This is a genomic window from Halovivax ruber XH-70 (assembly GCF_000328525.1).
Taxonomy (GTDB): domain Archaea; phylum Halobacteriota; class Halobacteria; order Halobacteriales; family Natrialbaceae; genus Halovivax; species Halovivax ruber.
Genome location: NC_019964.1, coordinates 1963154 through 1982741 on the forward strand (window position 1 = coordinate 1963154; position 19588 = coordinate 1982741).

At 59.1% G+C, this 19588-nt stretch carries 14 protein-coding genes; 9 read left to right on the forward strand and 5 right to left on the reverse strand.

Annotated elements, in window-relative coordinates; all coding sequences use genetic code 11:
- Positions 1 to 48: 48 nt before the first annotated feature.
- Positions 49 to 1041 (reverse strand): glutathione S-transferase family protein, encoded by a 993-nt coding sequence (locus HALRU_RS09335; RefSeq protein ID WP_015301145.1) that lies wholly within the window; start codon positions 1039 to 1041, stop codon positions 49 to 51.
- A 191-nt stretch (positions 1042 to 1232) separates the two neighbouring features.
- Here HALRU_RS09335 and HALRU_RS09340 point away from each other — a divergent pair, with 191 nt between their 5' ends.
- Positions 1233 to 2258, forward strand: a complete 1026-nt coding sequence (locus HALRU_RS09340; RefSeq protein ID WP_015301146.1) for a DNA methyltransferase — start codon at positions 1233 to 1235, stop codon at positions 2256 to 2258.
- 55 nt (positions 2259 to 2313) lie between these two features.
- Here the strand turns inward: HALRU_RS09340 and HALRU_RS09345 are convergent, their stop codons facing one another.
- The gene (locus HALRU_RS09345) at positions 2314 to 2970 is read right to left on the reverse strand and encodes a potassium channel family protein (protein WP_015301147.1); all 657 of its coding nucleotides are present in this window, start codon (positions 2968 to 2970) and stop codon (positions 2314 to 2316) included.
- Positions 2971 to 3208: 238 nt separating this feature from the next.
- On the opposite strand from HALRU_RS09345, the gene HALRU_RS09350 reads away from it, so the two are divergent.
- The 3 genes from HALRU_RS09350 (at position 3209) to HALRU_RS09360 (ending at position 10460) form a co-directional block, all read left to right on the forward strand.
- On the forward strand, positions 3209 to 4714 hold the full coding sequence (locus HALRU_RS09350) for a DUF7289 family protein (protein WP_015301148.1): 1506 nt from the start codon (positions 3209 to 3211) through the stop codon (positions 4712 to 4714).
- A gap of 276 nt (positions 4715 to 4990) precedes the next feature.
- Entirely contained in the window at positions 4991 to 7333 is a 2343-nt protein-coding gene (locus tag HALRU_RS09355; RefSeq protein WP_015301149.1) for a vWA domain-containing protein, read from the forward strand.
- A gap of 337 nt (positions 7334 to 7670) precedes the next feature.
- Positions 7671 to 10460: a DUF7289 family protein gene (locus HALRU_RS09360; RefSeq protein ID WP_148680490.1), complete on the forward strand. Its 2790-nt coding sequence runs from the start codon at positions 7671 to 7673 to the stop codon at positions 10458 to 10460.
- A 74-nt stretch (positions 10461 to 10534) separates the two neighbouring features.
- Here the strand turns inward: HALRU_RS09360 and HALRU_RS09365 are convergent, their stop codons facing one another.
- On the reverse strand, positions 10535 to 11188 hold the full coding sequence (locus HALRU_RS09365; RefSeq protein WP_015301151.1) for an adenylate kinase: 654 nt from the start codon (positions 11186 to 11188) through the stop codon (positions 10535 to 10537).
- Between the two features lie 58 nt (positions 11189 to 11246).
- Between HALRU_RS09365 and HALRU_RS09370 the strand changes: the two genes are divergently transcribed.
- From HALRU_RS09370 to HALRU_RS09385, 4 genes are all read left to right on the forward strand, one after another.
- Positions 11247 to 11645, forward strand: coding sequence for a hypothetical protein (locus HALRU_RS09370; RefSeq protein ID WP_015301152.1), 399 nt, complete (start codon positions 11247 to 11249; stop codon positions 11643 to 11645).
- Between the two features lie 225 nt (positions 11646 to 11870).
- A complete protein-coding gene (locus tag HALRU_RS09375) occupies positions 11871 to 12794 on the forward strand; it encodes a heme/copper-type cytochrome/quinol oxidase subunit 2 (RefSeq protein ID WP_015301153.1) in 924 nt (307 codons plus the stop codon).
- Positions 12794 to 15487: a cbb3-type cytochrome c oxidase subunit I gene (locus HALRU_RS09380; protein ID WP_015301154.1), complete on the forward strand. Its 2694-nt coding sequence runs from the start codon at positions 12794 to 12796 to the stop codon at positions 15485 to 15487. The genes HALRU_RS09375 and HALRU_RS09380 overlap by 1 nt, the downstream gene beginning before the upstream one ends.
- A gap of 215 nt (positions 15488 to 15702) precedes the next feature.
- A complete protein-coding gene (locus tag HALRU_RS09385) occupies positions 15703 to 15969 on the forward strand; it encodes a cytochrome C oxidase subunit IV family protein (RefSeq protein ID WP_148680491.1) in 267 nt (88 codons plus the stop codon).
- A gap of 118 nt (positions 15970 to 16087) precedes the next feature.
- Here the strand turns inward: HALRU_RS09385 and HALRU_RS09390 are convergent, their stop codons facing one another.
- Positions 16088 to 17407 carry a 4Fe-4S ferredoxin N-terminal domain-containing protein gene (locus tag HALRU_RS09390; RefSeq protein ID WP_015301156.1) on the reverse strand — a complete coding sequence of 440 codons (1320 nt, stop codon included), beginning with the start codon at positions 17405 to 17407 and terminating at the stop codon, positions 16088 to 16090.
- A gap of 228 nt (positions 17408 to 17635) precedes the next feature.
- On the opposite strand from HALRU_RS09390, the gene HALRU_RS09395 reads away from it, so the two are divergent.
- Complete coding sequence (locus HALRU_RS09395) at positions 17636 to 18046, forward strand: high-potential iron-sulfur protein (protein ID WP_245547735.1); 411 nt, start codon at positions 17636 to 17638, stop codon at positions 18044 to 18046.
- Positions 18047 to 18126: 80 nt separating this feature from the next.
- On the opposite strand, the gene secY is transcribed toward HALRU_RS09395, so the two are convergent.
- Positions 18127 to 19587: a preprotein translocase subunit SecY gene (gene secY / locus HALRU_RS09400; RefSeq protein ID WP_015301158.1), complete on the reverse strand. Its 1461-nt coding sequence runs from the start codon at positions 19585 to 19587 to the stop codon at positions 18127 to 18129.
- Between the last annotated feature and the right edge of the window lies 1 nt (position 19588).

Below are 19588 nucleotides of genomic sequence, written 5' to 3' on the forward strand. Positions count from 1 at the left end.
TATCGTGATAATACTTATCGAAGTGATCGCCAGGGCGTGGCTCGGTCGTTACGGCGACGTGGCCAGCGGGTCGCGGTCGGTGAGCCGATCTCGGTCGTGTGGCGCCTCGAAGTAGAGATCGGGGCCACGGGCGACGATCCGGTGTGGGTTCACGTCCGGGTGGGTCGTGTAGTAGTGTTCGGCGATGTGGTCCATCCGGACTGTCTCGGTGACGCCTGGCGTCTGGTAGACGTCCCGGAGGTACGGCCAGAGGTTGTCGTAGTCGACGATTCGGTTGACGTTGCACATGAAGTGTGTATGGTAGACCCGATCGAAGCGGACGAGGGTCGTGAACATTGCGACGTCGGCCTCCGTCAGTCGATCACCGGCCAGGTAGCGCTGGTCGGCCAGGTGCTCGTCCCAGCGATCGAGGGCGCCGAAGAGGTCGTCGATCGCCTCGTCGTAGGGTTCCTGTTCGGTCGCGAATCCGGCCCGGTAGACGCCGTTGTTGATGGGTTCGTAGATGGCGTCCATGATCTCGTCGACCTCGTCTTCGAGCCCGTCCGGGAGCAGCGTTCGATCGGCCGTCCCGAGATCGGCGAAGGCCGTCTCGAACAGTCGCATGATTTCGCGCGACTCGTTGTTCACGATGGAGTCCGTCTCCGTGTCCCAGAGGACGGGGACGGTGACCCGGCAGGTCGCTTCGGGATCGGATCGGACGTACAGCTCTCTTAGGTAATCGGCGTCGTGAACGTGATCGGGCGAACAGCCGTCCTTTTCCGGGGTGAACTGCCAGCCACTTTCGTCGCGGAACGGGTCGACGACCGACACCGAGATGGCGTCTTCGAGGCCGAGCAGGCGCCGCGCGATCAGCGTTCGGTGTGCCCACGGGCACGCGTAGGAGACGTACAGGTGGTATCGACCGGCTTCCGGCTGATACGTCGCGCCGGGTTGGTCTCGAACCCAGTCTCGATACTGTGTCGTCTGGCGCTCGAACGACCCCGACTCGTCCGTCGCTTCGAACGCGTCGGTTCGCCACTCGCCGTCGACGAGCATGTTCATCGTCGACGCTAGGGGCTCACCGTATTTAGGCACTCAACTGACATCGGTGTAACCGCCCCCAGTCGATACTCGCCAGCACAGTCCGATCACCGATGCGCCCTACCGGTTCGATGTCGGGACGAGACACTGAAGTCCGACGCGAGCGGGCGACGGACACAGCGTTTATGCGACGGCGGGCGGGACATCCCTCCATGGACGAGGGCGACCGGCACCGACAGAGTCGGCTGTTCACCGACGACGATGGGTCGTTCGACGAGTCGCGTGCGCGCGAAGAAGCCCTTCCTGTCGAAGACGGTGAGGTCATCGACACGGACGAACTCGCCGATCACCAGACGTACCTGGAGGGTCGGGGGATCTACGACGAACGAAATCGAGTCAACGACCTCACTGGTCGCGAGTGGAAGTACGCGACCAAGTCCGTCATCACGGACCGGTATCCGCCCGACCTCCAGCACGACCTGCGAAGCGAACACGGTGGGCAAAAACCGCCCAGACTGTGTACGGACCTCATCGAGCGATTCAGCTCGGCCGGAGACCGTGTTCTCGATCCCTTCGCCGGTGTCGGCGGCACGCTGCTTGGGGCGAGTCTGTGCGAATACGAAGGGACGGGCCGGCGAACGGCGATCGGCTTCGAACAGACGGAACGCTGGATCGACGTCTACGAGACGGCCCTGGAGCGTGAAAACGCCGATCGACGGGCTCGCGGCGAACCACCGCTTGCCGAACAGGACATCCGCCATGGTGACTGTACGACTCTGATCGATGACCTTGACGCGGATAGCATCGACCTGCTGTTGACCGACGTCCCGTACTGGCACATGGACGACCTGGAACAGACGCGCAACGAGGACAACGTGCGCGAGAGTAAGCTCGATTCGTTCGACGACGGCGAAGACGGGACCGCGACGCAGTGGGAATCGAAGGCCGATTGGCTGGCGGACATGGGCGAGTGGTTCGCGTCGTTCACCGACGCCGTGAAACCGGACGGCTACGTCGTCGTCTTCATCGGCGACATGTATCGCGACCAGTCCTACGAATTTCTCTCCGCGGACCTTGCCCGATCCATCGGCGATGCGGCCCCACTCACACTGAAGGCTTCGCTCGTGTGGTACGACCCGACCAAGGACTTGCACGTCTACGGCTACCCCTTCTCGTTCGTTCCGTCGATGGTCCATCAGAACGTGCTCGTCTTCCGAGTAGAATCCACCGCGACGTGACCAGCCGTTCGAAGCCCTACCCAGAACGCAAGGATACCGCTCGCAGTGAACGCACTCAGGCGGCGGTAAACTGGGTTCGCAACGACTCGACGGCGGAGTCGTCCATGATGATCGCCAGTTCGTCACCCGAGGCGAGCTCGATGCCGGGAAGCGGAATCGTCAGCGATTCGTCCGCGCCCCCGTGGGCGTAGACGCGGACATCAGCTGGGAGGTCGAGTTCGCTCAATCGCCGCCCGATCGCCGGCGAACCGGCTTCGACTTCGACGACACGTAGCTGCAGGTCGGTCGCGAGCTCAGTCACGACGTTGAAATTGCCCCCGAGGAGTGCGGTCTTCGCCCCGGCCGCGCCGAGGCGTTCCGGATAGACGACGTCGTCGACGTTCTCGGCGTACCTGTCGTACAGTTCCTCGCGATAGTCCTCGTCGATCCGCAGGACGGTTCGACAGCCGTGTTGGTCACCGATCATACAGGCGGTGAAGTTGACGTTCAGGTCCGGGGTGAACGCACCGATTGCATCGGCCGTTTCGATACCCGCCTCTTCGAGAACCCGTTCCTCGTCCCCGCTGCCGATGATTGCGTCGAACCCGGCGTTCGTCGCCCGGTCGACGCGATCCGGGTCGGAATCGACGATCGTAACCCGGTGACCTTCGGTCGAGAGGATACGCACCGTTCGACGCCCGACGCGGCCGTACCCCACGATAACAATGTGCATGGGAAGCGGTTCGGCCCCATCACACAAATGTACACAGGGTTATCGTAATGTGATTGATCAATTGGTGACCGACGGCGACTCGATTCCACCGTTTCGACAGATTACGACCAGAAGTTGGACGAGCAGGAAACCTCTCTCGAATAGTTCATGAATTGAAGCGCCCAGTGAACGATATAAACGGAAAAAACGGTACGGACTGGCGGTACAGTTTATCATATTCACAGAATTTCAGTAGTACATGACCGGACGTGCCGCCGTGCCCGCGGAGGAGTCGCCGCCGGATCGGGCACAGGCAGAGGTTCTCGGAGTCGTGTTACTACTCGGGCTGGTTGCTGTTGGTTCGCTGTCGCTCATGGTGGTTGCAACCAGCGCCGTCTCGGACACCCAGAGCCAGGCAGAGACGGAACGAATCGAGCAATCCTTCGTCCAGCTCAGCCAGACGATGGCGACGGCAACGACGGCCGGCGACATGCCCAAAGCGGTCTCGTTCGACGCGGGTGAGTCCGGCGCGATCACCAAAACGGACGCCGGAACGTTCACGATACAGGGCGGAAACGTCAACGTCACCAGAACGGTCGGGGCGATCGAGTACAGACACGACGACGGAAGCGTCGTCGCCTATCAGGCTGGTGGGGTCTTCGCAGAACGCGGAAATCAGACTCGCGTCATCTCTAACCCACCGATTTCGTACGATCCAGTCGACGAGACGCTCACACTCCCAATCACGGACATGAGCGAGAGCCAGGACCTCTCGTCCGGACCAGTGCGCGTTTCGACGGCAGCCACAGACCCATTACGTGAGGCGAGTCTGGTCGAAAACGACACGGTGACACTGACGATCCAGGGTCCGTACTATCGTGGCTGGGAGGAGTACTTCCGCGATGCCGCCGGTTCCGGCGTCGTCGACTCCATCGATCATAGCAAAAACACCGTCGTCGTCAAATTCGGGTACTTCGAGCTTGACGAAGCACTCGATACAGGAGCGACGGTTGGAGGGAAGGAGTCGAAATACTTCCACGACAAACACGGCAATATCGGGGAATATTACCGACAAGGAGTTCTCATGCCCGAGATGGACCCAGTGATTGACCAAATCATAAAAGACTCAAAATCAGATCCAGTCGCCGACTCTGATAATTTGAGGATGACGAACGGCACCTATTATGTCGACGAAATCGACGGCGCCGTCGATTACGATGTTGACCTTACAAAAGACGACGTTACCCTCGTTGTGGGGGGCGACGTTAATTTAGACGGTGGAGACATACACGTGACGGATAGAGACGGAAAAAAGGAGAACGTATTTCGGATCTATGCTGGCGGAGATAAATTCACATTAGACGGGGAGGTCTGTGTCCAGACTGGTAGCGAATGTGAAGAAGATGCGACGGCTATTCAGTTCTACGGACCATCCACGATGGCAGTCGATCTGGGTCCTGGATCTGCAGGAACATTCGAGGGACTACTGTACGTTGCATCGAACAGCGAGCAGAACGATTGGTGGAACAATCCAGAGGGGAAGTGCGGAGCACACCATCAAATTCACGAACAAGCAAATGGTGCAGATTTCACCGGTTCGATGGTGGCATACTCCGTCTGTGCCCAATCGAACGGAAATGAGTTCGACTACGACACCGATCTTGCAGACATCGACCTAGATGCGTATCCCGACGAGTATTCCCTTCCCCCACAGCTCACGTATCTCAACGTGGCTGTGTACCAAATGGACGTCGATAACAGCTAGCCGAAGGCAGGGTCGATTGACGTAGCTTCGTATACCTCAGGCCCTCAATCCGCAACAGATTGACTCCATAGCGGGTCGTCCGAATATCCGATCTCCGTACGCGCACTTCCAGCAGTGTATTGAACCGCACGACGGGCTAAAGCCCAGTAACACCACCATCCAGGAAACGCGTGCAGTAATTTTTCCAACGATCCACTCACGACGATCGACACACCAGCATAATTTAGTGAAAGTAATAAATAATGTTATTACAGTTGGATCCATTTGCTCCTAGCGATGACTCATGGGTTGGGGCCGAACCGAACGAATGGAAATCCACCATCCACCGGGGACGGGTGCCATCGTCGGTTCGGGAGACGGACGAATCGAAGCATCTCCGCAGTCCTCGGCATCGTTCTCCTGTTCGGGATGGTTCTCATCGGTGCCGCAGTACTCGCTGTCTCAGGGATGGCCCTGATCGATTCGCTGCAATCGGACTCAGCGGAGAGCCAGGGGCTCAACGAACTGGACCAGCTAGATCACACGCTCACGACGCAGGGCTACGATTCCGATAGCGTCCGCTCCTTCGCGCTCTCGGACGGTGCCTACGAGATGGTGCAGGACGGGACGATCACCATCACGGCGAAGGGACAGTTCGCCGGGTCGGAAACGGTCGTCGACGACCTCGCCCTCCAGACGATCAGTCTCGAGACCGACGAGGGCCAGACCGTCGGCTATCAAGCTGGTGGGGTGTTCGTCGGCACCGACGACAGCAGTCGCGTTCACTCAGAGCCAGCCCTCAGCTACGAGACACGGAACGCAACCGGAGACGCATCGAAGCACCTCTCGTTTTCCGTCGTCGACTTGCAAGGAAATCTGAGCACCGGAGAAAACCGGGTCGAAGAACGATCGAGAGAACGCTCTCGAGAGACGCTCGAGAACATTAGATACGTCGCTGGTGTCGAAATCCGCATCGAGAATACGACGTACCACCACGCGTGGGACACCTTCCTCAGCGACGAATTTGGCCACTCGGCAGTTACTCACTACGAACACAACCAGACTGTCGTCGTCGAGGCGGACATCGATCACAACCGTCCGTTCTCACAGTACGTCAATCTCTACCCGACGATATACGGCGGTCTTCACGCTGGTGCCAATTCTCCCGTCGAGCTGAGTGCGGACGGACTCACGATCGACAGTTACGATAGTCGAGACGGACCGTACGTGTCCGGTAACACGACGGCTGACCTCTTCACCGTCGACACGAGTGAGTTGCGAGTGACGTCAGCAGCTGACATCGACGGCCTCCCCGTGGCGAACGAGAATCTCAAAATACAACCGGGGGCGAGCGTCACACCGTTTGCCTTCTACGAAGACTCGCTCTTACCCCCCTCCCAGAGTTCGGACGTTCTGACGGCCAACTTCACGGAGCCGTTCGATACGATCGAACCCGTCACCGACGAGGTGACGAATCAGGCGATTCCGAACCTGAAAGCCAATGATACAGCGCTAACACCCAATCCCGGACCGGGCCTCTACTATCGTGACGGTGACGCAACCCTCACACACGAGACGATCGACACCGGGTCCGGCAACACCGGTGTTCACATCGGCGTCACCGGCGATCTGACGATGAAAAACGTCGACCTGACCGGCACCGGGCAGGCGCACCTCTACGTGACCGGGGACGAAATCGACCTCACCAACGTCGACGTCCCGGACCACAACGCCAGCAGTCTGTGGATCTACGCCACCGAGAACACGTCGATCACGATCGGCGATCGGTTCGAGGGTGTGGTCTACGCTCCGGGGAGTGACGAACTGACGATCGAAGATGGGACGGATATCTACGGCAGCGTCGTCGGCGGGACCCCGGACATCGGCGACGATGTCGCCGTCCACTTCGACGAGTCGCTCAGATCGGCCGAGGCACTGTCGGAAGAGGACCTGAACCAGTCCTGGTCGTCGACCGAACCGAACGAACTCGACGTGAGCTTCGTGCTGGACTCGACCGGATCGATGGAGTGGAACGACCCCGACGATCTCATCAAACCGGCCACGCAGAATGCGATCGGGATGCTAACGTCGCCGTATCATCGTGCTGGCGTCTATGAGTTCGACCAGTCAGGGCGGACGTTACACGACATCAGTGGTGACCTCGACGCCGTGCACGATTCGGTCGTCGCGAACGAGGATGGTGGAACGGACATCAGTACGGGCATCGAACACGCACTCGATCGGCATGCAGCGTTCGAAGATCCCGACCGCGAAAAGCACATGATTCTGATGACCGACGGGGAAAACTCGCCAGTGTGGTGGGGCCCAGATCCAGACGAAAAAACGCTCGACCAAGCAGAACGAGCAGCGGCAAACAATGTCACTATCTGGACGATCGCCTTCTCAGATAACGCCGACGCAGACCTCATGGGAGAAATAGCCTCGATCACTGGTGGCGAAAGCGAAACAGTCGAAGAGGCAGCTGACATCGAAGACGTCATGGAACAATTCCTCGCGGAAGTAATCGACGAAGAGGAGACGATCGACCTCGACGTCAACCTCGAGTTTGACGCAAATCCACGGACCAATCACGACGCGTTCGACGTCGAGACGTTCACGTTCGAGATCGAAGGGAACTGATCGACTAGAACGCAACCGTTCTTCGATTCATTCACATTTTTAATCAAACCTCTCGGTCCAATGGAGCGTGGGTGACCAAACTGATTCGAGATCGATAGTGAAAAGTGTCAAAATGCAGTATAGCGCCACCAACGTTGGTGGGAGAGTCACACGCACATTCGAGGTGCTTGAGTATCATCCGTATTCAATTTTACATGTATGAGTCGTTATCATTCCGGTAGCATTATGATTGGCTGAGAGAATACCACGTCAACTAATGGGATTTGGGGAAGATACACAGGAACAAGGGGGCCGTGGGATTACCGAAACTGATCCCACGTCGAATTGCGAACGAAGTGTGTCCCCCATCGTCGGGATTATTCTACTGTTTGGACTGGTGTTCATCGGCGCTGCCGCCGTCGCAACTGCTGGGATTGTACTGATGGACGATATTCAATCGACATCAGTCGCTGAACGGACCGAACAGTGTACGATGGAGACCAACCATCGGATTGCAACGGTGATCGCTAACGGTGGTGTCGAGGAACTCCCGTGTGATGGTGGCCAGTATGTCGACGATGGTACGGTGCACCTCGTCTGGCACAATGGGAGTGCGGGTCAAGATATGCTGACTACGTTCTCTCACTCGACAGCGACGATCGACGAACTAGGTGCCCTCGAATACAATATCGAGGGAGAGTCCTATGCCTATCAGGCAGGAGGCATCTGGAAGGGGACAGGGGACTCCATAAACCCAATTACAGGGCCTTCGTTCTCGTACCAGTCAGCGGCCAATTCAAATACAAATTCCGCAGCACTAGAGATCAACCCGATTGTCGTCGACGGGCAACAAAGTGGAACCACCCCGAAACAACTGTCACGGGGAATGAACAGTAGTGATGCGTTTGCAGATGCTCTGCGTGCCGGCGAACGAAACGGATACACACACCTTACCCTGCTCGTCGAAAGCAAGTACCACGCTGGGTGGAAGAGTCACTTCGACTCTAAGATGAACGGATCGAACGTGGCCATCAAATCTGGTGGTGCACTCAATATCGACGGCGTAAACGAAGACCAAACAGTTGCTGTGGAAATTAGTAACGCGATCGATCCGGAACCTCGATTCGAAGTCGTCGCCGATAACGGATTGGTTGGCGCAACTGCTGCTCAAACAGACGTGTACGCCCCACAGGCTGGTGGAGGGGGAGCCGGTGCCGGAGGTAACAAACTTCGAATTTCGGCGGCAATCGAGAATACCGGCGTCCAGACCGGCAGTACGACAGCAACACTCAAAATCCCAGGAACGGGTATCACTGATGACGTCGATATCACGAATATCAAACCGGGAGAGACGGAAACCGTAGAATTCGCCGTCAACTACGGTAACGTTGTGAGTAGCAACATGGAACCAGGGAACGTCTATGAGTACAATATCACTACTGAAGACGATTACCTCAACAAACACGGTTCGTTCCTCTATGCCACACAAGAAGACGCTGATTTAGCGGTCGAAAACCCACGTGTCGATGGTAAAGATGCTTCGAGTGAATCGTCACCAGTACTGGCTAACGAGCAGAACGTAACCCTGAGCGTCGATGTGCATAATATCGGTGGCTCGTCAGTGACGGATGCCGAACTGGCACTTTCGATGGTGGTTGACGAAGCTGGCGAATCTGATCCGTACAATCTCGCAGGTAAATCCTACGAAGTCGACCGAAAGTACGGGGAGAATGCGACCGTTACGTGGGAACTCAATCGTAGTTCCCTCCTCGAAGCAGAACACGAATTCACTGTCTCGGCCGTTAACAACGCTAGCTCGACGACTGGCTACTTCGTCGTGGAAAACGGTGTCGACATCGGCGACACGGAACTGCGCCTCGACCCGGGGACTCAGGTGAACGCGACGGTAGCTGGGACGGAGATGTCGAGTGCCAGCCGAAGCTACTCGGGAGAACATACGGTCGGCCACCCAATTACCGACAGAAGCGCTGGTTCATTCACGACCGACGAGAACGGTATGTCGTACAGTTTCGATGCACCAGGGCCGGACTCGGAGAGTGATGAACTACAGATGTCCGACGATGGAGGGTGGGTCGCACCGGATGGAACTAAACCGGATGTGTCGGTTGAATGGAATTGGGGTTGGGACTATAGCTGGACCTGGGACACCGATGAGCTCGTCTGGGACGAAGATGCCGGCTACGAGTTGACGTGGGAACAAGGTGGCAACTGGGGCTGGACCGGACCGACTGGTGACGACGTCGTGATCGCCGGGAAAGAAGGGGAGACAGTTGGCGAACCAACCGGGACCCTCCCCCGATATGATATTCAATGGCTCCCGGGAAGCGCGACGCTCATCACGCAGCCGGTGGACGAGAACAACGACCCAATCGAAGAACCGTCACCGATTGACGGTGTCGATTGGCACGGAACAAACCTCAACGTCGAAAAGGACGCGACGAGACCGATTTACGAACACTCGTTCCAGACGAACGAACGAGTGAGTTTCCAGATGGAAGCATCGTCACATATGCACGGCGGTGGCGGCTTCTGTGGACCATACGCAACCGAAACGAGTTACGAGTTCGTAGACGGCAGCGTATATGCGAACGAATACTGTGCAGGCAGTGGCTCCGTAAACGGCGGAGATCTCGTCAACCTCAACGCGGATACCAACACGGAATCGACGAACGTTCGCGTACTCCAGGATGGAGATCAGCTCCCCGACATCGAGTCCGGGAGTGAGTGGCAGCGGGACGTAGACGAACTCCTCGAACGAGACGGAATCGATGCCACGGTTCGACCAGATGGAACACTCGATCTAAAAGAAAATGAGTTCATCTTCGCGTTCGAACTGACGCATCACCCTGAGCAGTACAATACCGCCCCAAACGTTCCCCAGGATATCAGCCAAGAGGATTACTGGAATCTCGCACACAGTAATGACGGCGATCCAAACTTCAACGACATGATCGTCCACGTCGAGATCAACCCGCCAGATGTCCCTGCTGACTTCGAACTCGACGGGGACTTCCACAGCGGTTCGGGGACAACGAGCATCGGTCCCGGTTCATCGAACGGCACAGGCGGTTCCAGCAGCGACACCGATAGCGTGGATGTCGGGTCAGACGAGATCATCATTGGATAGGCCGTCAACTAGCGAATCCAACACTCACTCTGCTCGAAACAGTTACTAGAGAGAATTGCGAAGAATCGACGCCCTTACTCGGTTGCTTCTCGCTCGATCGTCGTCTTCACGTCGTCCCACACCTCGTCAGGTGTCTGTTCCCCGTCGATACGCGCTAACTGGTCCTGTTCGTCGTAAAACTCGATGACCGGTTCGGTGTTGTCGTGGTAGACACGCAAGCGGTCTTTGACGGTCTCCTCGGTGTCGTCATCGCGCTGGACGAGTTCGCCACCGCACTCGTCGCAGACACCGTCGGTTGCCGGCGGATCGAAGTCGACGTGGAAGTTCGTCCCGCACTCTTCACAGACGCGACGGCCGGTGAGTCGATCGACCAGTTCGTCCTCGCTCACGTCGAGGGCGAGGACGACGTCCAGATCGGTCATCTCCTCGAGCTCTCGCGCCTGTTCCATGTTCCGGGGGTAGCCATCGAGGACGAATCCGTCGGCTTCGATGAGTGCCGTCTCGACGATCGTGTTGACGACTTCGTCGGGGACGAGTTCGCCCTGGTCCATGTACTCCCGCGGGGTGTCGTACTCGAGCCCGAGGTCGGAGATGTCCATGTCCTTGTTCGCCCGGAGGGCATCACCCGTCGTGACGTGCTCGACATCGAACGTCTCGGTGATACGTGCGCTCTGTGTTCCCTTCCCGGCGCCTGGCGCGCCCATGATAAGAATCCGTGGGTCGGTCATGAGAAAGCGTTCACCGCCCCCGCATAAATGCTTAAAGAATGGACCGCGAACTGCGCGTGTGAGCCGGTTCGACGCAACCACGCGAGACGAACGGGCGGCGCTGATCGAAGCCGGAATTCGAGCCCACCGAGAACGGTTGAGTGAATTCTGCACGTTCGAGGCGGACGAATCCACCACCGATGACGGAGCAAACCTCGGGATCCCGTGGGTCCAGTGCGCTGGCGACGAAACGTCGTTCGACAGTACGGAGGAGGAACTCGACCGAGTCAAGTCGCTCCTGGAATCGTATCCCCGGTACCAGATCGCGGAGTTACACCGCCCGGAAGACGCCGACGGAGTTCACGTGATAGTGGACACACCAGGCGAGTTGCATCGCCGAGCGCAATTCGTCGACGACCTCTTCATCCACGTGTTCGAACGGCCGGAATCGTACAGATTGTGGGCAAGTGCGATCTGAGTGACGAAACAGGCCGCAGACGTATCAGCGAAGGCAGGAACGGTAGAATCAAGACGATTCTCTCCAAGTACTAGTGAGTCGCGATGTCGTGGTCGTAATGCCCCGAAATTTCGCGGGCCGCGGAGCGAAGTCCCAATAGATAAGTAGATACGCACGCCATCGTCGGACAACGATCAAATAGAGGTGAACACGATCTATCAAGCACTACTGACTCCGACATCGGAGATGACACGCGGGGACGTGTTCGAGTTGATTTTCCAGGTCTTCCTGGGGCTCGGCACACTCGTCGGAATCGTCGTCGTTCTGTATATCATGTACAACGCGTACATTTACCGCGACGACGAAGCCGTCGACGATCCCAAAGCGGATAGTCGCCCCGAAGTCGGAGAGTTACCGGTCGGTGGAACGGGCGGAAAGAAACTCTTCATGTCCTTTATCCTCTCGGCGATCATCGTCATCTCGCTGATCGTCTGGACGTACGGCATGCTGCTGTACGTCGAAGATGGACCAGGCGGAATCGGACAGGGAGGAGACATTCAGGTTCAGAACGAAGAAGAGGTCGACCAGTACCACGACCTTACGGTGAGAGCGAGCGCATTTAGCTTCCAGTACGAACACAACTATCAGGGAGAGGGTGGTGGAACGCAGGGGAACGAACTCGTTATCCCCGCTGACGTCCCGATCGCCACGAACGTGACCGGTACCGACGTCTGGCACACGTTCGGAATCTCCGAGTTCCGCGTGAAAGCGGACGCGATCCCGGGCGAATACGAGAACACCTGGTTCGAAGCCGATGAAACGGGTGTCTACGATACGGGCGTCCAGTGCTACGAACTATGTGGCAGTGGACACAGCGGGATGAACCACGACCTGATCGTCGTGAACGAAGAGCTCTTCGCCGCTGCCATGGACGCAGAGGCACCGGGAGACCTGTACAGCGCAGTCGAGTCCGGTGAGCTCTCGGTCGACGCCACGGCCGAAGAGTTCGAATCGTACATGGCTGCCCAGCAGTCAGACGACGAAGAGAGCGACGGTGGAAACAACAGTGAAGGTGACAGTGGAGACAACAATGACGAAGGTGCAGACAGTCCCGACGAGGGAACGTCCAACAATAACGAACAGACCAACGAGTCCGGAGGTGAGAACTGATGAGTGAGCTTCCACCACGACGCTCGCTGAAGCGGTGGCTGGTGACGACCAACCACAAGGACGTCGGGGTTATGTATCTCGTCACCGCAATGTTCTTCCTGCTGCTCGGCGGGCTCTTCGCCCTGGTCTTCCGCGCACACCTCTGGGAGTCCGGTGGAACCGGACTGCTGAGCGGGGCCGAGTTCAACCAGTCGGTAACCTCACACGGACTCATCATGGTCTTCTGGTTCCTCTCGCCGTTCGCGACCGGGTTTGCGAACTACGTCGTCCCGCTACAGATCGGTGCCGACGACCTCGCGTTCCCACGACTGAACGCCCTGAGTTACTGGTTCTACCTGTTCTCGGGCATCCTCTTCATGCTCGCGTTCTTCCAGGGTGGCTCGTTCGGCGGCGGGTGGACGATGTACGCACCGCTCAACGTGCCAACGTACACGCTCGCGATGGAAGCGACGGCAGGTTCGAACATGACGATCATCGCGCTGATGATGTTCGTCATGTCGATCAGCTTCGGGACGGTGAACTTCATGACCACCATCCATCGCATGCGGGCTGAGGGACTCGGCCTCTGGAACATGCCGTTGTTCACCTGGTCGTGGCTCCTCACCGTCTGGATGATGCTCTTCGCGTTCGCGGCGCTCCTCGCAGCGCTGTTGCTTCTCTCGATCGACCGCATCTTCCTGACGCAGTACTTCGCGACCGCAGAAGGGTCGTCCCTGTTGTGGGGCCACCTCTTCTGGTTCTTCGGCCACCCAGAGGTCTACATCGTCTTCTTCCCCGCACTGGGACTCATGTTCGAGACGTTCCAGACCTTCACGGGTCGACGCCTCGTCGGCCGCAAGTGGGTCATCATCGCGATGGTCCTCGTTGCCGTCCAGTCCTTCCTGGTCTGGATGCACCACATGTTCCTCACGACGATCAACCTGGAGATCAAGACGCTCTACATGGCGACGACCATCGGGATCTCGTTACCGTTCGACCTGATGGTCTTCGCACTGATCTACACGATGGTCAAGGGGCGCGTCCGCTTCACGACGCCGTTCCTCTTCAATCTCGGAGCCCTCGTCCTGTTCATCCTGGGCGGGATCACCGGGGTCTTCCTGGGCGCCGTCGTGCTCGACTACGAGTTCCGCGGCACCTACTGGGTCGTGGCCCACTTCCACTACGTGATGGTCTCCGGTGTCACTGCCCTCGTCGGCGGGCTGTACTACTGGTGGCCGAAGATCACGGGGAAGATGTACCACGAGTTCGCCGGGAAGCTTCACTTCGCCGCCTACTTCATCGGGTTCAACCTGCTTTACTTCCCGATGTTCCTCACCTGGGAGACACCCCGACGCGTCTTCCACTACCAGGCTGGCGACCTGATCTGGCATCAGCTCACGACCGTGGGAGCGTACTTCTTCGGATTCTCGTTCCTGATCATGTTCGTGAACTTCGCCTGGAGCCTGCTCTACGGGCCAAAAGCACCCGACAACCCGTGGAAATTCTCCCGCACGGCCGAGTGGGCGATTCCATCGCCGCCACCGCTCGACAACTGGCCGGGTCGACCGACCTACCGATCCGGCACACTCGAGTTCGTCGACGATTCGACCGAGACCGCCACTGACGGCGGCGAGGCGGACGACCCAGCAGTTGCGACGGACGGCGGAACGACAGTGGACGATACGGAACCCGACGACGATGACGATCCGACCATCATGACGGACGGCGGCACAGTCATCGACGACGAAGCCACTGACGGTGTGACCGAACCGGTCGCAACTGACGGGGGCGCCGTCACCGACGCGACGATGGAGGCCGACAGGACCGACGACGCGGCGAGTACGCACGAAGAAGCACACGTCGATCACGCCAGCATCTGGCCGTTCATGCTGGGCCTCAGCACGTTCATCATGTTCGTCGGCCTCTCGGGCATGACCAGCGTGGTCATCGAACTGCTCGGCGATCAACTCGCCAACAACTTGAACGAAGCAGCCATCTCCGATCCGGCGGCCTCTACGGATCTGATCGTCGGTTCCGGCGAAATGCGATGGGGCTACATCACCGCGTTCGTTGGCGGCCTCGGCCTCCTGCTTTACTCGCTGTTCAAGCTGGGGACCGAACAGTTCGAGGCGCCGACGATGAACGTCGCCGAGCGCTGGCCGTTCGAAGGAATCGACACCACGAAGTTCGGCGTCTGGGTGTTCCTGGCGTCCGACGTGATCGTCTTCGGTGCCGCCATCGGCGCGTACGTCTTCATGCGCCTGTGGTCCGGCTGGGGGACGTTCCACACGATTCCGAACTACACCTGGCCAGGGCTCCTCAACACGTACGTGCTTCTCACCTCGAGCTTCACGGTCATCCTTGCACTCGTGATGGCCGAACGCTCGAACAAGAAGGGCGTGCTGGCGACGCTCGGGGCAACGATCATCCTCGGCATCGGCTTCCTCGGCATCAAGGGCTGGGAGTGGGCTGGAAAGTTCGCAGATGGTGACTACTGGTTCAGCGGCCTCGAGTACTCGATGTACTACGTCACCACCGGCCTCCACGCGCTGCACGTGATCATGGGGCTCCTGATCGGGATCTTCATGCTCTACCGTGTCTACACGATCGATGCCTACCTGGGTGACAACCGACACCTGGAGTACTTCGGTCTCTACTGGCACTTCGTCGACATCGTCTGGGTCATCCTCTTCCCGCTGTTCTACCTGATGTAGACGGCGGAGACACCCACGGATTGTTCGCTCGAAACCCGACTTCTTCATTGACTCACTCGCTGAATTTCACAGCGCCTGCATCTCCAGTAGCCTGGCGAACGCGACCCTATCGTGACGGCTACGAGTGAGCAATGGCGCAAAACCCGCAGACGGGAGCTACCGGCGACGACACGCATGAGGAAGCTATAAGTGACGCCCACACCGAGTACGTCGTAATGAGTAGCATCAGGACCTACACGATCATTTACATACTGTTGCTCGCGTTAGCAACGGCGAAGGTCGGATTCGAAATGCTCCCCCTCGGCACGGGCATGTTCGTCGGTGTCATCGTCGTCCTCGCGTCGATCAAAATCGTCCTCATCGCCGGCTGGTTCCAGCACCTCGTCGAGGAGCCGCGATCGATCACGTACATGATGTTGACGTCGCTCTTCATGGTGCTCCTGCTCGTCGCCGCGGCAGGGTACTCGATTCAGGGCGCGTAAGTTCACCGACGACGGTTCTCTTCGCTGAGTTGGACCGCACGGACGACTATTTGATTGCGATCGATCATCCTGCGACCACCGCGACCGTATCACCTCGCTTGCAACGATCCGCCATCGACTATTCGAACCGGACCGTCCCTTCCTCCAGACGATCCATCTCGTTGTCTAGCAAGCCGGCTTCTTCGTAGCTAATCGGGCCCGGAACCTGTTCCGCGTGCGGACCGGGTTCGTTGCCGACGTAGATGACGTTCGGGTCGGTTCCAACCTCGGCGAGTAGCTGAAACGTCGCGGCGCTTTCGCCGGCCGCGTCGTCGACGAGGGATCGCGCTTCCTCTTCGGTCAGTCCCTCCGCAGCCGATTCCGCCGGTTCTTCCTCGCCGGTGAGAATAGCGACCGCCGCCTGTAGTTGCTCGTCGTCGGGGTTGCGCTCCTGGAGCCTGGCCAGAGGGATATCCGAAAGATACTGCTGCGGGTCGCTCTCTTCGTCGTTCATATCACCGAACTGAATCGCCCCCGGGGGGCAGGCGTCCTCGCACGCGGTCGTCCCGACGGCGTCCTGGCCGCGCGATCCGTCCTGCCGGGTCGGACAGAACGTACACTTGCTCATGACGCCGCGCGGAGCCCTGCTCGAGACCGGTCGCCCACGGGCATCGTAGTAGTGATTCTCCTCGATCTCGTTGAGCGGAACGTAGGGCTCGTTCCACTGGAAATAGTTGACGCCGTAGGGACAGGCCACCTGACAGTACCGACAGCCGATACAGACGTCGTAATCCGTCAGGACGAGTCCGTCCGACCCCCTCGTGTGTCTGGCCGTCGTCGGACAGACCTTCTCGCAGGGCGCGTCGGTGCAGTGTTGGCACGGCCGAACGAGGCGACCTCGGCCGGTGTTGAGATCCGCCTCGGGCGACTCCCAGTCCATCACGTACATCCAGTTCATCCCCGGATCCCACCGGTGTTCCTGCTGGCAGGCCTGCATACAGGCCAGACACCCGTCGCAGATCTCGAGGTCGATCGACATCCCCCACTGGACGCCCGTCTCCGTGCCTTCGTCGACCTGTGCTGCGGTCGATTCGGGCCGATCGTCACCGACAGCATTTCCCAACCCGAGAGCGGCTCCCGCTGCGCCGAGTGTCGCGAGCACCGCCCGACGATCGACGTCACCATCGAGGTCGGTGAGCGATTCGACTCGAGACTGCGACGCTTGCTCGGCAGCCTCGGCAGTCGGTCGGTCATCCTGACCGAACTCCGACAACACAGCCTCGTGATACCGCTCGTGGAAGGTTTCCTCGGAGAGTTCACCAGCCGTGACGGCCATCGCGTCCTCGGCCATGGCGAGTCCGAGCTCGGTGTCGTACTCGGTCTCGTCGAGCGTCGCCTCGAGGTCGGCCTCCCACTCGGGGCCGAGTGGGTGGAACGAATCGTCCGCCGAATCACTCATCGGGGTTCACCCCCGTGTCGGTCGTATCCGCGCAGGTCACGGTAAGCCAAGCCAGCTCGACTGGATGGGGAGGGTCCGTCATCGATTCTCACGGGGTCCCTTCCACAACGATTGACAAATAACCTGTATTCACGTTCACCGACCGGTTCCCTCGCGAATGCGTACAAACGGCTTCAGCAGGTGCTGGCCCGGATGGGCATTATAACGCCGAACGGTGTACGACGGGCTATGGATTCAGGGAGGACGACTCGCCGACGGATACTCATGCTCGCTGCCGGTGGCTCGTTGGCGCTCTCGGCCGGGTGCATCAACACACCCACGAGCGAGCCGATTGCCGTCGAGGAACCCAACGACTGCCTCGAACAACTCGACGACAGCGTCCCCGAGGAAGAGGCGACGGCGCTGAGTATCGATGGCCTCGAACGACAATCCGAAGAGAACCTCGCGTCGAAGACAGAGGCTGGTTACGCGTGCGGTCCGCAGGAAGGGATGCTCTGTGGGAACTGCACGTTCTATATCGACGATAAATCGGGTGACGGGATCGGTGCATGTGCCGTCGTCGCCGGCGAGGTCCGGTCCGTCGACTGGTGCGGGCTCTGGCAACCGAGAGAGAAGTACGGCGGCACCGGATCTGGATGAAACGTATGCCCTATCGGTCGCCGATCGCGGGCAAACCGTTCTGTGAATAGCTGAACGCGGGCAAAAGCGACCGAGGTCGATTACTCGGAGCCGAACATCTGGCGCATCATCGGGTGCATCTCCATCATCTGCTCTTCGGCGATCTCCTCGTAAAGCTTGTAGGTGATGGAGACGGCCAGCAGCAGGCCAGTCCCGGTGACGCCGCCGATGGTCCCGAGCATGTTCGCCCAGACGGCCAGGAGGCCGACGAGCGCACCGCCGATGACGGTCACCTGCGGAATGTACCGCTCCATGACCTTCTCGACGACGCCGACGTTCTGGCGGAAGCCGGGAATCTGCATCCCGGAATTCTGGATCTGTTTGGCCGTCGACTCCGGCCCCATGTCGGTCGTCTCGACCCAGAAGATGGCGAAGATGGCACCGCCGATCACCATGAACGTGAGGTCGACGCCGATCCGCAGGAGTACCTGCCACGTCTCCTGGGTGACACCGGCCCACCACATCCAGTCATCAGGCCGGTAGATCGGCGCCGTATAGTAGAAGAACCCGCTCGCCGGTTCCCCGCCGGAGTAGGTGCCGAGGAACTTTGGCATCTCGCTCCACTGTTGATTCAGGATTTGGCCCATGAACTGTATGTTCGCCTGGACAGCGCGAACGAGGATCATCGGCAGGACGCTCGCGTAGATGAGTTTGACCGGGAACCGTCCCCGGGCACCCTTCACGCGCGAGTGGCTGAGCGGAATCTCCACGCGAACCGACTCCGTGTAGACGACGATCAGGAAGATCAAGAGCGTCGTCATCAGCGCGATGATCTGGCCCTCCGAGACGAGCAACTGGTAGAGCCCGTTCCCGCCGATAATGGAGTCGATCTGGACGTCGCCAGTCAAGATGAGGAACCAGTTGTAGAAGAACCCGGCTCCTCGTTCCAGGGCGAAGAAGCCCCCAATGAGCATCTGGCTCACGCCGGCGATGATGAAGAGGCCGACACCGCTGCCGACGCCCCACTTGCTCACGACCTCGTCCATGTAGAGGATGAGGATCCCCCCGACGAAGATCTGGGCGAACATGATCAGTTTCACGCCCGTCGGACCGAAGGTGAGACTTCCCAGTTCTAGCTGCTGGGCGGGTACCAGGAAGCCGCCTCCCGCCAGCACCAGCGGCGCGGCGGTTAGTGCCGTCATCACGACCACGAGCAGCTTCTGCAGTCCCTGATAGAGGACCTGATCCCGTGGATCGTCAGTGTCAAGCCCGAGCAGGTTCGCCCCACCGAGCAACTGTAAGACGATGCTCGCCGTGACGATCGGACCGATCCCGACCTGCAGGATGGAGCCCTGCTGACCAGCCAGAATCGCCCGGAACTCCCCAAAGAGGTCCTCACCTCCCCCTGACGTCCCCAAGATGGCGATGTTCGTCAGGAAGAAGTACAGTACCAGGATCGCCCCGGTCCACATGAGTTTTCGCTTGAAGGGAACGTGTCCCTCCGGTCTGCGGACCGTGGGCATCCGCGCGAGTACGGGTTCTGCGGCTTCCTTCCAGCCCATG

Coding starts and splice junctions, on each gene's coding strand:
- HALRU_RS09335 (WP_015301145.1), bottom strand. CDS start 1,041: ATGAACATGCTCGTCGACGGCGAGTGGCGAACCGACGCGTTCGAAGCG.
- HALRU_RS09340 (WP_015301146.1), top strand. CDS start 1,233: ATGGACGAGGGCGACCGGCACCGACAGAGTCGGCTGTTCACCGACGAC.
- HALRU_RS09345 (WP_015301147.1), bottom strand. CDS start 2,970: ATGCACATTGTTATCGTGGGGTACGGCCGCGTCGGGCGTCGAACGGTG.
- HALRU_RS09350 (WP_015301148.1), top strand. CDS start 3,209: ATGACCGGACGTGCCGCCGTGCCCGCGGAGGAGTCGCCGCCGGATCGG.
- HALRU_RS09355 (WP_015301149.1), top strand. CDS start 4,991: ATGACTCATGGGTTGGGGCCGAACCGAACGAATGGAAATCCACCATCC.
- HALRU_RS09365 (WP_015301151.1), bottom strand. CDS start 11,188: ATGACCGACCCACGGATTCTTATCATGGGCGCGCCAGGCGCCGGGAAG.
- HALRU_RS09375 (WP_015301153.1), top strand. CDS start 11,871: ATGACACGCGGGGACGTGTTCGAGTTGATTTTCCAGGTCTTCCTGGGG.
- HALRU_RS09380 (WP_015301154.1), top strand. CDS start 12,794: ATGAGTGAGCTTCCACCACGACGCTCGCTGAAGCGGTGGCTGGTGACG.
- HALRU_RS09385 (WP_148680491.1), top strand. CDS start 15,703: ATGAGTAGCATCAGGACCTACACGATCATTTACATACTGTTGCTCGCG.
- HALRU_RS09390 (WP_015301156.1), bottom strand. CDS start 17,407: ATGAGTGATTCGGCGGACGATTCGTTCCACCCACTCGGCCCCGAGTGG.
- HALRU_RS09395 (WP_245547735.1), top strand. CDS start 17,636: ATGGATTCAGGGAGGACGACTCGCCGACGGATACTCATGCTCGCTGCC.
- secY (WP_015301158.1), bottom strand. CDS start 19,587: ATGGGCTGGAAGGAAGCCGCAGAACCCGTACTCGCGCGGATGCCCACG.